General features: G+C 62.0%; 12 protein-coding genes. 1 reads left to right on the forward strand and 11 read right to left on the reverse strand.

What is annotated here, in order from left to right:
• Window positions 1-67: 67 nt before the first annotated feature.
• On the reverse strand, window positions 68-1,558 hold the full coding sequence (locus VIZ63_RS18240; RefSeq protein ID WP_331611135.1) for a hypothetical protein: 1,491 nt from the start codon (window positions 1,556-1,558) through the stop codon (window positions 68-70).
• Window positions 1,559-1,899: 341 nt separating this feature from the next.
• On the opposite strand from VIZ63_RS18240, the gene VIZ63_RS18245 reads away from it, so the two are divergent.
• Complete coding sequence (locus VIZ63_RS18245) at window positions 1,900-2,211, forward strand: hypothetical protein (protein WP_331611136.1); 312 nt, start codon at window positions 1,900-1,902, stop codon at window positions 2,209-2,211.
• Between the two features lie 208 nt (window positions 2,212-2,419).
• Here VIZ63_RS18245 and VIZ63_RS18250 read toward each other — a convergent pair whose 3' ends face one another.
• The 10 genes from VIZ63_RS18250 to potE form a co-directional block, all read right to left on the reverse strand.
• Window positions 2,420-3,337: a DUF2950 domain-containing protein gene (locus tag VIZ63_RS18250; protein WP_331611137.1), complete on the reverse strand. Its 918-nt coding sequence runs from the start codon at window positions 3,335-3,337 to the stop codon at window positions 2,420-2,422.
• A 17-nt stretch (window positions 3,338-3,354) separates the two neighbouring features.
• Entirely contained in the window at window positions 3,355-4,674 is a 1,320-nt protein-coding gene (locus VIZ63_RS18255; RefSeq protein ID WP_331611138.1) for a DUF3300 domain-containing protein, read from the reverse strand.
• A gap of 169 nt (window positions 4,675-4,843) precedes the next feature.
• Entirely contained in the window at window positions 4,844-5,746 is a 903-nt protein-coding gene (locus VIZ63_RS18260) for a cation diffusion facilitator family transporter (RefSeq protein WP_331611139.1), read from the reverse strand.
• Window positions 5,747-5,755: 9 nt separating this feature from the next.
• Window positions 5,756-6,268 carry a nuclear transport factor 2 family protein gene (locus VIZ63_RS18265; protein WP_331611140.1) on the reverse strand — a complete coding sequence of 171 codons (513 nt, stop codon included), beginning with the start codon at window positions 6,266-6,268 and terminating at the stop codon, window positions 5,756-5,758.
• 70 nt (window positions 6,269-6,338) lie between these two features.
• Window positions 6,339-6,779, reverse strand: coding sequence for a DUF2780 domain-containing protein (locus VIZ63_RS18270; protein WP_331611141.1), 441 nt, complete (start codon window positions 6,777-6,779; stop codon window positions 6,339-6,341).
• An 88-nt stretch (window positions 6,780-6,867) separates the two neighbouring features.
• Window positions 6,868-8,223 (reverse strand): alginate export family protein, encoded by a 1,356-nt coding sequence (locus tag VIZ63_RS18275; protein WP_331611142.1) that lies wholly within the window; start codon window positions 8,221-8,223, stop codon window positions 6,868-6,870.
• 14 nt (window positions 8,224-8,237) lie between these two features.
• Window positions 8,238-9,584: an amino acid permease gene (locus VIZ63_RS18280; protein ID WP_331611143.1), complete on the reverse strand. Its 1,347-nt coding sequence runs from the start codon at window positions 9,582-9,584 to the stop codon at window positions 8,238-8,240.
• Complete coding sequence (locus VIZ63_RS18285) at window positions 9,581-11,890, reverse strand: Orn/Lys/Arg decarboxylase N-terminal domain-containing protein (protein WP_331611144.1); 2,310 nt, start codon at window positions 11,888-11,890, stop codon at window positions 9,581-9,583. The genes VIZ63_RS18280 and VIZ63_RS18285 overlap by 4 nt, the downstream gene beginning before the upstream one ends.
• A gap of 37 nt (window positions 11,891-11,927) precedes the next feature.
• Entirely contained in the window at window positions 11,928-12,845 is a 918-nt protein-coding gene (locus VIZ63_RS18290; RefSeq protein ID WP_331611145.1) for an amino acid ABC transporter substrate-binding protein, read from the reverse strand.
• Between the two features lie 19 nt (window positions 12,846-12,864).
• Window positions 12,865-14,238, reverse strand: a complete 1,374-nt coding sequence (gene potE / locus VIZ63_RS18295) for a putrescine-ornithine antiporter (RefSeq protein WP_331611146.1) — start codon at window positions 14,236-14,238, stop codon at window positions 12,865-12,867.
• Window positions 14,239-14,247: the final 9 nt, after the last annotated feature.

A 14,247-nucleotide genomic window follows, 5' to 3' on the forward strand; every position in this document is an offset into this window, starting at 1 on the left:
TCAACTCATCCGTCCTGTGTGCCAAATCGAACTTGGATCGAGGTCCCATGAATCGTCCTGATGCCCTCTAGAAATTCAGCTCGAAGTTGACGTGGAAGACGTCGCCGTTCGCGCCAACCGGATAGGGAACGGCGGTGTAGCCGACGGGACAATCCCCGAGGCTGATCCATTCGCCGTTGAGCCGGAGTCCACGCGATCTCTGCGGGAAATAGTTGAAGCCAAGGCGCAACTCGGAGCCGTCGCCATAGTGGCCCGTGATCTCTGACGCGCCGGCATACACCTGCAGCAATCGTGGCAGCAGCATTGCCGATACCTGGATCTGGTAGCCGTCATCGGTAATGTCCGGGATGGTCGCAGCACCGGGACCGACGAAATTGCTGAGCCAGCGCCGGTAATACTCGGCTTCGAGCGAATAGCCGCGATACTTCAGACCGGCGTCGATGGACGCCATTTCATAGCGAACCTGGTCGACCGCGATACCGGGACCAAACAGGCCGGGTGTGAAGACGATGCTGCCGTCGGTCAGGCGGATCTGGCTGTTGTCGATGCTGTCGGTGCCCGGCTGCGACTGGCGATCTTCGGTGCTGTAGGTGAAGTGAATACCCAGACGGGTCGCGAGCTGCTCGTGGCCTTCGAAGTCGCCGAAGGCGCCAAGCGGACCAAACTCATGCGTGGTCGGCAACCAGTTGAGCATGGCCGACCAGGTGTCCAGGTTGTTGTCCAGTTGCGATGCACTGATGCCGAGCGTGCTCAGGTTGTTGCCCAGCATGGCCATGTAATTGACACCGGGTACGACCTCTCCTTTCAGCCAGATACCGCTCGTATACGAGCCTCTGAAGAACTCATCGGCGATCAGGCGATCGTCGACGCCGAGCCAGTAAGGAAACTGTCCTTCCGTGCTGCGCACGCTGGGCAGAGACGTGATGCCCGCGCCGATGGTGAAGTGGCTGTTGGCTACGTAGCTGAGGTTGCCGGCACCGACGACCTGCGCCGGATCTCCCTGCGCCGTATTTGCCGACCACACGTACAGGTAGTAGCGCCATTTGGGATCGAGGAACCAGCCGGAGAACGGCAGGAAGAACTTGTTGAGTTGAAAGTCTTCGCGCTGCGCGACCGTTTTGACATTGCCGAAGAAGTCCGTGTAGGTCGGGTCCAGGTCCTTCTGGTTGAGATAGCGCGCATACGAGAACAGGCGCATGTAGATCTGCCCCCTCTCGCTTTCGTAGATCTTGAATCCCAGATTCCCGATGTACTCCGGTCCCGGAGATTCGGCCGCAGCCAGCTTCGCGGGATAGGTGGTGGGCTCGCTCAGTTGCGCCGGCTTTTCCTCGCTCGCTGGCCTGATTGCGGTTTGCGCGGATGCCGGTGGCGTCTGGGCGGCGACGAGATCGTGCACCATGCGCTCGAGTTCCTGAATTCGCGCATTCTGCTCCCGCACCTGCGTTTCCAGTTCCTGCTGACGGCGTTGCATTCCCTGCACGTCAGCGGTGAGCGTCTGGCCGGTCGCGAACAACGGCAGCCCTGCCAGCGCGACCGCTGCAAGGGCTTGCGTTCTCACGTGATGCCCTTGGCATGCGCGCGCGACACGGCGACTGCCGCACTGCCGCAAGGATGGACGAAGGTTCCGGCGCTGCAAGTGATCACGGGATGGCCCGAGCCCTGTTGAATACGAACAACGCAGGCAAGCCCGTCCGAATTCGAATGCAAGGAATCGCGAGCGGGCCCAAGGATCGTTCTGATCATTCGCGGCTACCTGTGCGGATCAGCGGGGTCATCATCCACGAGCCGGAGAGTCGCAGAAAGTAACGCACGGTAAGTTACCTGTTGTTACTGGTTTCAATCAGGAACGAGCCGAGAATTGCCGGGGACAACGAACGTTGCGGACGTACGCAATTGCGGATGCGGGAAAGTATTCGTATCGCGGTGTCCAACGGCGCCAGGGGCATCGTCATCGCCGGGGTCGGCAACGGCAACATGAACAAGACGGCGGTCGAAGCCGCCGCCCGTGCGGTGAAGCGCGGCGTCGCGGTCGTGCGCAGCAGCAGAGTGACGACGGGTACCGTCGGTCGCAATGTCGAGCTGAACGATGACGAACTCGGCTTCATTGCTTCCGACGAACTCAATCCGCAGAAGGCGCGCATTCTGTTGTCGCTGGCATTACTGCGGCAGCGCGAACCGAAGGCGCTGCAGCAGCTGTTCTATACCTATTGATTGAAGCGTCGGCAGTGACGCAGGGAAGAAATGAAGATTTCCACGGGGAAGCACGGGGCCGAAGAATCTCATTCTTGTAGCCACTTCTTACCCCGTGACACCCCGTGTTCCCGTGGAGATTCTTTTTCTTTGGATCTGGAATCCGATCACACACGCAAAACAGGTGGCATCCCTACGATTACCCCTGCGCGGGAATGACAGCAAAGCTTCAGTTGATGCTCGCTTCCCGCTTCCAGCTCTGGTCCGGATCGAAGACCTCGATGGACGATGCCACCCTGGTGGTTTCCGGGCCGAGGTCTTTCGAGAAGACGACGCCATCGTGGTTGACGATGAAGCTCATCACGCCGCTACTGCCGTATTCGGCGGGAAATGCGATCAGCGCGAAGCCGCCAAGCATCTTGTCGCGGACGATGTAGTCGTAGGCACCGCCGTCGGCGTTGGGGCCCTGCGCCTTCAGGAGTCGATAAAGATAGCCATGGTATGGCTCATGCCTGGCAGATACGTCGTTGAAGTATCCCTCGCTGCGCGCTAGAGCAAAGCCCTCGCCGAGTGGGCTTTGGGTTTCATTGCCTGTGGTCGGCCAATACAACCCGTCCTTCTGCCCCTCGGTGCTGAAGAACTTCTGCGCAAAGTGCAGCAATGGATCCTGTTGCGGATTGCGTGCGTAGTACTCGCGCTCGGCGTCGACAAACGCCAGGCATGACTGAATCGTGGCCAGTTCGTTCGCACCGACGCGGCGATTGACGATCTCTTCCGCGCCTGCACCGCTATCGAAGCGCCAGCGTCCATCTTTCTGCACCAGCGGAATGGGAAACGGCCACCTGTCCTCCCCCACCTCGATCGTCGCCGCGCCTGCCGCCTGGTCGTCGAGCGCATGACGGGCTTCATACGCTGCGACGAACCGCTGGCGTAAGTTCCTGTCCTGCACGGGGTCACCCGAGTCGACCACTGATGCCGCCTCGTTGCCCAGTACCTCCAGCAATGCACGAGTGTCGTCCGAGCGCGCTGCCGACACCAATGCCTGCATGGCCTCATCGGCGGATGCAAAATCCTTCTGCTGAGGCGATCGGCTGCACGCCGCCAGTGTCGCCGCGGCCAGAATCAATACGACTACGAGTACACGCATTTTGGGTCTCCCTGCGTTCAGCGCCGGCGGCCGCCGCCACCACGCGATGCGCCGCCGCGGCTGCTGTTGGCCCGCGCCCCGGCTCCGTTGCCGACATCCCTGAAGGCATCGGAAGAGCTGGAGCGCGATGAGTAACTGCTGCGATCCGATCGTTGTGACGCGCTGTCGCGATTCTGTGATGCCCCTGCATCACGGCTTTGCGCGGCTGCGCGATCCCTGCTCTGCTGGCTGCCCAGGTCCCGGTACTGGCTGCCGCCACTATCTCGCGTGCTGACCTGATTGCCACTCAGGTCGCGCTGGCTGGCTGCACCTTCGCGGGAGATCTGCTGCCGGCCCTGATCTGCATGACCGCGAAACTGCTCGCGAGACTGCAGGCCCTGCTGACTGCTTGCACGACCGTATTTCTGCTGCGTTGCAGAGTCGCGGTAGCCCACTCCCTTGCGGTGCTCGGCATTGTGCTGCCAGCTGTTCCTGTTGCCGCTGCGATCGCCGACGCCGGTACTCCGGTTGTGGTTGATCTCGTTGCGATTGAAGTTGTTGTAGCGATTGACATCGATATCGATGTCGTTGCCGCCCCAATTGCAGTTGCCCCACAGCGCCCCGCCAACGACCACACCCATACTGAAAGAAAAGAAAGCCGCTCCGGGCACGTACGCTGGGGGGTAGTAGTAGTAAGGGGGATACGCCGGGTATGGCCATGCCCCATAGACGACCGTCGGATTGTAGGTCGGTACGTAGACCACTTCCGGATCGCTCGACTCGATGACGATGACCTGCGTAGTGGTACTGGCAGCAGTACCGGCCCCGTCCGGCTCTGTCTTCACGGGCTCGGTCTTGACCGTCTGCTCCTTGCTGCTCTTCAGGTTGCCGGAGTCCTTGGCCTTCTTCCGCAGTCGCTGCACGGCATCCATGACATCCTTCTGCTGCGCGAGAAAGGCATCACCAAGCTTCTGCGTCCAGTCGAGCTTCTCGTTCATCATGGTCAGCACGTCCGGAAAGGCAACGAGCGATTTGACGGCCGGATCCCAGCTCTGCTTCTGCATCTCCGCGGCGACGGCGTCGCCCTTGACGTCGGGGTGCTCCCTGGACCATCGCGCGGCCTGCACGATCTCGAGTGGATACGTCGATGCCATGAACACCTGTGCCAGCAAAGCGTCGGGGTACAGAGCGATGGGCGCGACGATCTGTTCCAGTTCTTCGGGCTTGAAGGCTGCCGGCGACTTCTGGGTCGGCTGCGCGTTGTCTGCAGGCTGCGGCGCGCTCTGCGCCATGAGTGCGTGCCCGACCATCAGGAGGACAGTCAACGCCCATGCAGAGGTTCCAGCCATGTGATTCATACCCACCTGCCTTCCCGGTTGCCGGCCGCATCCCTTGACGGGATGCTGACACAGGGTGTCGAGACTGTGTATTTCCAGAGCCCGCATACCAGTCGACTTGTCAACAACAACAATGACTGCATCGAATACATCTGGCAGTGGAGTATCCACCCCCTGCCAACGAACCTGTTCACAACCAGGCGCGGTCGGCCGTAAAGTCGATCGTCAGCCAGAAATCCGGGGACGTCGCGTTGAGGCGCTTGGAGATGTCGCGCCGCACGTCATCCGCCGCGCTGATATCGACGTGCCAGCCCGGCGCTACCAGCACGTGGATCTCCACGAACCGTGCACGCCCCGCCTTCGCCACGTAACTGGAGTAGTCGACGAAACCGCGCTCTTTCACGATGCTGTCCATGACCGAGTGCACCCGATGATCCAGTTCGTCGGGTGCGACCTGCAGCACGTCGATGATGGAACGCCCCAGACCGAAGAGCGGCATGGGCAACATGATCAATGCCATCGTGAGCAGCGCGATCGCGTCGAGGTAGGGAATCCACCCTTCGAATGCGGTTCCCTCGAGAGCGATCGCGATCGTAAAACCAATCAGCAGCGCCAGACTGAGGAATGCACTGACCATCCAGCTGCGCGCATCGAGCCTGAGCATGGGTGATTGCAGCATTCTCGCTCGCCGGCCCAGGTACCACGTCATCACGAGCCCAACGACGCAGAAGCCTCCGACCCAGGCTGCCGCCAGCCCGTACGACACGTCCTGGCCGCCGCTCGTCAGCGTCGTGGCGGCGTCGATCGCTGCGTAGATGCAGGCGATGACGAGAATGCTGTCGCGCAGTACCGCCACCAGCGGTTCCAGGTGCCAGTAGCCATACTGAAAGCGGCGACTCGATCCCCGCGCGAGCAGCTTCACCACCATGAGCGAGACGACGGTCGGCGCCACGTCGACGAAGCTGTACATGCCGTCGAAAATGATCGCCTGCGAGCCCGTCGCAAGTCCGCTGGAAACGCCGATGATGCCCAGGATCACGGTCAACGCGATCGAGAACTTCAGCGTGTTCTGTTCGGCGGTCGTTTGCACCACGGAGATAACTTAAGGTGTCGATGCCGGTTCCGTTTCCTGCACGTCCACGGAGGTCCGGGGAGTCTGGTAATCGGCGTTGCTCATGAGGCGAGCGACCTTCCACTCACCGCCATCGTTGACCCACACGCTGAGATACTTCCCCATCTCTACAACCGTGTCGTCCTTGAGGTTCTTGACGCGATACGTCCCTTCGGCGAGACCCACGTTACCTACGGTGACCTGCGTCAGCGGAGTCGCTTCGTAGCGAATCGTCTCGCCGATGATGCCGCTGTAGTAATCGAGAATGGCGGAGCGTCCCTCGATCGCAGGGACGTTCGGCGGCAGCAGGCGGGCATTGTCGGCGAGGATCTTGCCGAAGGCTGCGGGATCGTACTCGTTCAGCAGTCGAGTCAGTTCCTGCGCCTTCTCTTCGGGCATCGTGACTATTTGCGGCACACAGTCCGTGGGGGGCGGAGAGCACGCACCCAGTGCCCAGAAAACAGCAGCCAGGGCTGCGACAGTCTTGAGTCGGTGAGTCTTCATGCAGAGTTCTCCTGTGAGTCCGAGTTCGAAGGGTGACTGCGGTTGTTGCTCTGAAGCAGGCGCTCCTCCGCTAATCCAGTACCCGCCGCAGCATGTCCCGCTCCCTGTAGAAACCTGCTGCGCCGAGCTGTTCAACGACTGCCGGCGCGAACTGCGACGCGAGGGGCTGGCCGATGCCCAGCGAGGCCAATGAATTTTCATAGTCGTCCCTGTCGTCCAGCGGCCCCGTGACGATGCCGCGCTGTTTCACTTGCTGCATGATCTGATCGGCATTGGGAATACGTGCGGCCAGTTCGTCGAACTCGGGTCTGGGCAGGCGGTCGCGCGCATAGACGAGCAAAGCGCCGAGCGCACCCTTCACCTGGAATTCAGTGAGCCCGAATTGCTCCTGCAGCTGCGGGATGATGAGCTGGCCCGGGCGCGCACCCACCGCATGTGCCGTCAGCAGCAGCGGCAGACAGATACAGACCAGCACCTGCGGCAACCACTTTCCGAGCGAGCGTCTGTGCATTCGATCCTCCCCGCCTTAGTCCGCATCAGGAACGTAAAGGGCGAGCCGTCTCAGGCCGCCTGAGGCGCATGATGGTTTTCCTGACGTTTCAGTAGCTGTAGGCGACGAAGATCATCCCGTAGTAGAACGTATCGGCGCGCCCCGTCAATTGTTCGACGGCGGCGCCCGGATCGGCGATCGCTGCGACGAAGCTCACGACAAAGTTGTCGTTGAGTGACCAGTCCATGTACCAGTCGAGCTCGCGCGCCAGCTTGTCCGAGGTGACGCCGGCCGAGGCCGGCACGTCGAGCAGGAAGTCGAAGAACATCAGCCCCGTGCTGATCGATTCGGTCGGCGTGGTGTGCACGCGCACCTGATGCGAAATGAGATTCGAGTTGGAAATGAAGTATTCACCGCCGATCTCGCCCTGCCACCACGTACCCCAGTCGTAGAAGCCGGTGAACAACCCATCGAAGGCTTCGTTTGCCGGCGTGGCTGGGTCGTCGCCTTCGAAGATGGCGTAGCGATAGGACAGCCTCGGTTTCCAGGCGCTCTCGAACTGGTAGGCGACGAGCGCATTCCACGCCTCGGAGTCGAGCGCGTCGCCGTTGTCTTCCTTGGCGTACTCGAGTTCGAACGACAGAGCTTTCATACCGGGAAAGGGCGCGGTGAAGGCACGCACGTTGTAGACGTCGAGGCCATCGCGCTGCGGCGCCAGCGAGTTCGCCGACCATTTCATGTAGGTCGCACCCAGGGTGGTGTCCTCGCCAAACGAGTACTCATAGTTCACGCCCCACAGCTTGCTGTCCGAATCGTTCTCCGGCAGGGAGTCGCGTTTCAGATAGAAGGCTTCCAGCCTGTTGTTCCCAGGCGTGAAGCGAGCGATGGCTGCGAAGTCGAAAGCCTGGCGGGCATTCGTCCAGTAGCCGCCGCGCGAGCCACCTTCCGACGCACCGTCGTACAGGAGCATGCCGTGGCCAAGCCGGTATCGGTGTCGACCCACGCCGAAATCGAGCACATCCTCGCCGAGACCCAGGCTCTTGCCGGACTTCCAGCCGATGTAAGCATCTTCGAGGCCGTACGAAGAAGCGTCTTCGCCCACCACCGAAGGCGGTGCGCTGAAGGTGCGCTCGCCGACAGCGCTGAGCTTGCCGTAGATCTGCGACGAGTTCTCCAGGGTGTAGGCGCCGCCCACCCCGGCCTTGAGCGAGCCTTCCAACCAGTCATCGCTCAGATCGCCCGACGGCTCATCGGGTCGCGGGTTGGAATAGAAGGAGTTGCCGAAGCCGAATGCGCCCCACGTCGCACCGAATTCGAACTTCCAGTCGATTCCAGGCGGAAATCCGGGAAGCATCATCGGTGCCGTGGCCTCTTCAGCGCCGACGATTGGCGCGCCCAGCAGAATGGCCACCGCAACGATCAGTGGTCGCCCGATTCGACGCCCTTGAAGGGTTCGCGTTTGCATGAGAACTCCTCTGCTCATGTCAAAGGATCCGCGTTCGTAGCGATCGCCTTGCGTTGCGCCGCAGCTTCCATGGAATCGATGAAGAACGGATACAGCGGTACGCTGATCAGCAAAGCCACCAGTGCGTGCACCACGGTCTCGGGGTCGCCGCCGATCACGGCCCACAGGCAGTAAGCGACGGCACACAGCGCTATCCATTTGTAGAGGCGGAACGTCTTCTCGGGAAGTCCGTGATCCCGGATCACCTTGACCACCGCGACGCTCGCGTACACGTAAGGTATGACGATGAGGATGACCGCCAGGTCGACGACGCGGTTGAACTGATCGGCCAGCGTCGGCGACGTGGTCGCGACCAGGACGATGGTCATCAGAACCCCGACGATCAGCAGTCCGGCGCCGGGGACGCCCTTGTCGTTCAAGCGACCGAAGACACGCGGGAACATGCCATCGTCCGCCGCCGCCTTTGCGGATTGCCCGACGAGCAGCATCCAGCCGCCGAGCGAGCCGATGGACTTCAGGATCGCGCAGACGCTGATGACGACGGCACCCGATGCACCTATGGCGAGACGCGCCGCTTCAGCGAACGGCGCATGGGATGCCTGGAGTTCTTCGTTGGGCAGGATACCCATGATGACCGACGAACTGAGCACGTACACGATGGCGGCCAGACCCAGTCCCATGAGCGTGGCCAATGGAATATTCCGATGCGGGTTCTCGATGACGCCGGCGGACACTGCGGCGCTCTCGATTCCCATGTACGCCCACAGCGCCATCGAGGCTGCACGTGAGACCGCGTGCATGTCCGAATCGCCGCTGACATTCCAGCTGGCGCGGAACGTGTCGCTGTCGAACCAGAACCAGCCGAAGAGGGCGATGCCGAGGATGGGAATCAGCGCCAGCAGCATGGTCCATGTTTCGAGCGCACCCACCACGCGCGGGCCGAGAATGTTGGCGAAGGTCAGTACCCAGATCACGACAGCGGTGGCGATGACGCTGGCTGGCGGCCCTGCGATGGCGGGAATCAACTCGGCCAGATAACCGACCGCCGCGACGGCGATGGCGATGTTGCCGATCCAGTTGCCGAACCAGTAGATGTAGTTGGTCTGGAAGCCCGCGTAGGGACCGAGGAAATCGCGGGCGTACGCATAGGGACCGCCCGGCTGCGGATCGACCTCGCCGAGTTTTGCAAACACCAGTCCGAGCGCCGCCGCACCTGCCGTGGCAATGACCCAGCCGAAGATGGCGATGCTGCCGACCTGCGCGAGATTGACGGGCAGCAGAAAGACGCCCGTGCCGATCATGTTGCCGGCTACCAGCATGGTGGCCTGCGTCAACGACATCTTCCTGCCGGCTGCGCTCATCCACGCCTCGATGCGCGCGCCGCATCGGTCTTGAGACACTGCACATAGTACGTTCCGGCGCGGTTCTCGACGCCGTGCGTGTCGTGACCGAAGCCGGGGAAACGGCTGTCCCACGACCACAGGGCCCGCAGATAACCCAGGTAGGGACCACTGTCAGGTCCGGTCGATTCGCCGGGCATGAGCATCGGAATCCCCGGCGGATATGGCACGACGCTCGTCGCCAGGACACGCTCGGCAAGCTGCTCGAGCGGCACATGCTCGATCTCATCGCGCACCAGGTACTGGTAGGCCGCGCTCGGTGTCATCAGCGGTGTCGGCAGCGTCGAGAAGGCCTCGGCCAGCCAGCGCGTCTGCCGCGATTCGCGCAACTGCATGAACATCTGATCGGCAAGATCCCTGAGCCCGATGCCCGCGTACACCTCCGCAGAGAGATGCGGCAGCACCTGCGCGAGCGGCGCATTGAGGTCGTACTCACGCTTGAAGTCGAGCAGTGCATTGAGCAGCGTGCCCCACTTGCCCTTGGTGATGCCGATCGAGAACAGAACCAGGATCGTGAAGTCCGTGGTCTTCTCGACCTCGACGCCGCGATAGTGCAGGTACGCCGTCACCAGGCTCGCCGGGATGCCGCGCTTGTCGAGGCCACCCTTGTCGAGCACTCCCGGTGTGATGATCGATACCTTGATCGGATCGAGCATGCAGTAGTCGTCTTCCAGATCGCCGAAGCCGTGCCAGGTTTCGTCCGGATGCAGGACCCAGCACTGCGGATCGGTGGCCAGCCACTGTGCGTCAGCCGCCTCGAACGCAGTCTTTTTCCTGGACTTGCGCTCCTGCAGGCTGTCCGGGTTCCAGGCCCGGAAGAACCACTCGCCTTTTTTCGTGAACTCGCGGTGCACCCGGCTCACGGTCTGGCGGAACGCAATGGCTTCCTGAATGGACTCGTTGGTGAGCGTGGTCCCGCCAGGCCCGTCCATCATCGCTGCGGTGATGTCATTGGAGACGATGATCGGATACAGCGGCGACGTCGACGCCTGCATCATGTACGACTCGTTGAAGCGCGAGTGCGGAATGGCGCCGCGGCCGTCGCGGATGTGCAGGAAGGACGCTTGCGACAGCGCCGCGAGCAGCTTGTGGGTGGATTGCGTGGCGAAGGTCGTCGGTCCCTTGTGATCCTTGGGATCCCCGTGCATTGCGTGACGATCGCGATACAACGGGTTGAAGCGCGCATAGGCATACCAGGCTTCATCGAAGTGGATGCGGTCGACGCTCGGATCCAGCAGTTCCTCGACGCGGCGCACGTTGTAGCAGAGCCCGTCGTAGGTCGAATTCGTGAGCACGGCGTAGACGGCCCGCATGTCGCTTGCCCTGGCCGCGAGCGGATTGGCCTTGATCGATGCCTTGACCGCCTCCTTCGTGAGACGAGCGGGCGGAATCGGTCCGATGATTCCGTAACGGTTGCGCAGCGGCACGAGATAGGTCGGCACGCCGCCCGACATCACCAGGCTGTGTTCGATCGACTTGTGGCAATTGCGGTCGCACAAAGCGATCTGGTCGCGCGCCACCGCCGCCATGAAGATGACGCGGTTCGACATCGACGTGCCGTTGGTAACGCAGTAGGTGCGATGCGCGCCGAATACGCGGGCAGCGTATTTCTCGTGTTCACCGATCGGACCGCTGTGATCCAGCAGCGAACCGAGACTGCCGACGCTGATCGACAGATCCGAGCGCAGCAGGTTCTCGCCGAAGTAGTCGAAGAAGATGCGCCCGATCGGCGACTTGAGGAACGCCGTCCCGCCCGTATGCCCTGGCGTGTGCCACGAGTATTCGTACTCCTGGGTGAACTTCATGAGCGCCGCCGCAAGCGGCGGCAGCATCGCTTCCAGGTAGCGGCGAATGGCGGCCGCCACTCGCCCGCCGACGAACGCGGCCGTGTCTTCGAGCGTCCAGATGAACTCATCGACCATTTCCATCACATCGACCGGTATCGCAGCGGCCTCGCCGCGCTCGGCCATCAGGAAGATGGGAATCTTGTCGTTCCTCGAACGCACGAACTGGAGGAAGTTGGTGGTCAGTTCGTGGTCCTTGTCATCCCCGAGCGTCCAGTCGATCAGTACGACGTGAATCGCCGAGTCCGAAGTGATGACCGACGTGCCGTCCTCCGCAGAATGCGCTTCGATCACCTCGATGGAGCGCTCCTGCATCTCCGTCACGAGCGCGCGGACGGCGCGACCCTCAGCGGTCGCTTCGCCCAGTTCGTCATCGACGACCAGCGCCCGCAGGCTCAATCGTCGGGTGCCTCTTTCGATCATGTCGCTGCTCTCCCGTGTCGATTGGAACGTCCGTGAGCTACTGGATCAGGGTGTTCCACTTGAAGAACGCACGGATACCGTCATCCGGTGCACCGAACGACTTCGCGTACAGGCTCTCTATGTCTCCCGAGGCGAACAGCGCGTTCAGCGCACGATCGACCAGCAGGCGGAAGTCCTCGTCGCCTCGCGGCACTGCCAGGGCATACTGTTCACGCGTGAACAGCCGGTCGAGCACCGTGAAGTCGTTGCGGGTCGAGGGGTCCATCGCTCCCAGAGCAGCGGCCCGATCACCGAAGAAGATCTGAACCTTGCCGTCACGCAGCTGCTGTACTCCGGTCTTGTAATCAGGCACCGGAACGACGTTGGCGCCGATATGGAACGACGCAATCCTTCCGCCCAGCCAGGCTTCGGTCGTGCCGCCCGCCACTACAGCCACCGACGTTTCGCCCAGCGTCTTCGCCGCCGGCGAACCGCGCCACACCGGTTTGGTCGACGGCGTGTCGCTCAATGCCTGACGTAGTGCGAGCGGCGCGTCGGCCCGCACGACTGCGCGCGCGCCGCCGGGAAACACCGGCAGCGAATACGAGACCCGCTGGCGCCGGGTCAGAGTCACGCTGAGCGGGGTGCACAGGACATCCACGCTGCCTTGTTCGATATCCGGCAACGCGTCTGTTTTAGTGACTGGCACCCAGTCGAGCTTCAGGTCAGGCAGCGACAGTTCGCCTTTCACCTGTTCGGCGATCCGCTGGCAAAGAACTGCGCCGTAGCCTTCGACAGTGCCGTCAGCTGCTTTCGACGTGAAGGGCTGCGCTTCGGCGAAATACCCGAAACGGATGCGCCCGCTTTCCTTGATGCGCTCGAGCGTCGTGGCCGTGGCGATCGCAGGGGCCGCCAGCGAAACCAGGACGAGCACCGTCATCGCCAGGAACGTCGTGGTGATTCGTTTGATAGGCATGATCGTTCTCCTTGTTGGGCTACGCCGCAGCTCTCTGTGCACCCTTGATCTCTGGTGATGAGCTCACCGTAACGGGCGCAGCCGTGAATCGAGGCGCAAGGAATCCCCAGATGATGTAGGTGATGCCCAGCACCAGCATGCCGCCGAGCACCGCATCCTTGCCCGCGGCGTACAGCGCGAAGACGCTGTAGCACATGGCGATCACTACGATGACGACGTTGCGCTTGTAGACACCGGGGCCAATGTTGGCGCTCTTCATCATCACATTCAGTGCCGACAGCGCGACGATGTAGGGGATGACGTTCGTGACGACCGCCAGGTTGACGAGCGCACTGAATTGCTCGCTCAGCGTCGGCGAAATCGTCGACAGAGCAAGCAGGGTCTGCAGGACGCCAAGCACGATCATGCCGGTGATCGGTGCGCCCATGCTGTTCACCCTCGCGAAGAACGGCGGGAACATTCTCTCTTCGGCGGCCGACTTGCCCGTCTGTGCGAGCGTGAACTGCCAGCCAAGCAGCGAGCCAACACAGGCAAGCACGGCAAGCGCCATGATTATCCTGCCGACGGTCGGGGTGAACATGTGCTCGAACGCAAGGCCGAACGGGCCGGTCGAGTTCGCCAGTTCCGCATTCGGCACGATGCCCTGGATCACCGTCGTCGAGAGGATGTAGATCACCGCGGCTCCGAGCGTGCCGAACAGGCAGGCGAGCGGCACGTCGCGTTTCGGGTTCTCCACGGCTGCGGAGTTTTGCGCCGCGGATTCCATCCCGAGGAATGCCCACAGGGTCAGCGCGATGCTCGAACCCATTCCCTGCGCAATGCTCAGCCCATGCGGATTCCACGCTGCCGCGAACGTCTCCTTGCTGAACCAGAACCAGCCGATGACCGAAAGCGCGCCAACCGGAATGATGACGCCCCAGACCGTGACCGACCCGATCTTTCCGGTCAGGCTCGGGCCGCCGAAGTTGGCCACCGTCGTCAACCAGAGCAGTGCGATCACGCTGATGCAGGTGCTGATCGGTGTTGCCGACAGACCCGGGAAGAATGTCGCGAGATATCCCACTGCAGAAATGCCGATGGCGACGTTGCCGATGGCGAGCGACAGGAAATACAGGAAGAACACCTGGAAGTAGCCGTCCCTGCCGTAGGCGTCCTGCGCGTAGGCGGCCATGCCGCCGCTGCGCTGGTTGAAGATGCCCGCCTGCGCGAAGCCATACGCGATCGCCATCGACCCGAGTGCGGTGACGATCCAGGACAGCAGCGAGATGGCGCCCACGTGTGCCATGTTGGTCGGCAGCATGATGATGCCGGAGCCCATCATGTTGACCGCGACGATGAACGTGAGCTGGATCAGGTTCATCTTTTTCTGTTCCGGCTTTTTCTGTTCCTGCATGGGAGATCT

The sequence above is a fragment of the Povalibacter sp. genome (assembly GCF_036520495.1).
Classification (GTDB): Bacteria; Pseudomonadota; Gammaproteobacteria; order Steroidobacterales; family Steroidobacteraceae; genus Steroidobacter.

What these genes read in the sequence shown, in the direction of transcription:
- VIZ63_RS18245 (WP_331611136.1), top strand. Translation starts at nt 1,900, where the DNA reads ATGCGGGAAAGTATTCGTATCGCGGTGTCCAACGGCGCCAGGGGCATC.
- VIZ63_RS18250 (WP_331611137.1), bottom strand. Translation starts at nt 3,337, where the DNA reads ATGCGTGTACTCGTAGTCGTATTGATTCTGGCCGCGGCGACACTGGCG.
- VIZ63_RS18255 (WP_331611138.1), bottom strand. Translation starts at nt 4,674, where the DNA reads ATGAATCACATGGCTGGAACCTCTGCATGGGCGTTGACTGTCCTCCTG.
- VIZ63_RS18265 (WP_331611140.1), bottom strand. Translation starts at nt 6,268, where the DNA reads ATGAAGACTCACCGACTCAAGACTGTCGCAGCCCTGGCTGCTGTTTTC.
- VIZ63_RS18270 (WP_331611141.1), bottom strand. Translation starts at nt 6,779, where the DNA reads ATGCACAGACGCTCGCTCGGAAAGTGGTTGCCGCAGGTGCTGGTCTGT.
- VIZ63_RS18275 (WP_331611142.1), bottom strand. Translation starts at nt 8,223, where the DNA reads ATGCAAACGCGAACCCTTCAAGGGCGTCGAATCGGGCGACCACTGATC.
- VIZ63_RS18280 (WP_331611143.1), bottom strand. Translation starts at nt 9,584, where the DNA reads ATGAGCGCAGCCGGCAGGAAGATGTCGTTGACGCAGGCCACCATGCTG.
- VIZ63_RS18285 (WP_331611144.1), bottom strand. Translation starts at nt 11,890, where the DNA reads ATGATCGAAAGAGGCACCCGACGATTGAGCCTGCGGGCGCTGGTCGTC.
- VIZ63_RS18290 (WP_331611145.1), bottom strand. Translation starts at nt 12,845, where the DNA reads ATGCCTATCAAACGAATCACCACGACGTTCCTGGCGATGACGGTGCTC.
- potE (WP_331611146.1), bottom strand. Translation starts at nt 14,238, where the DNA reads ATGCAGGAACAGAAAAAGCCGGAACAGAAAAAGATGAACCTGATCCAG.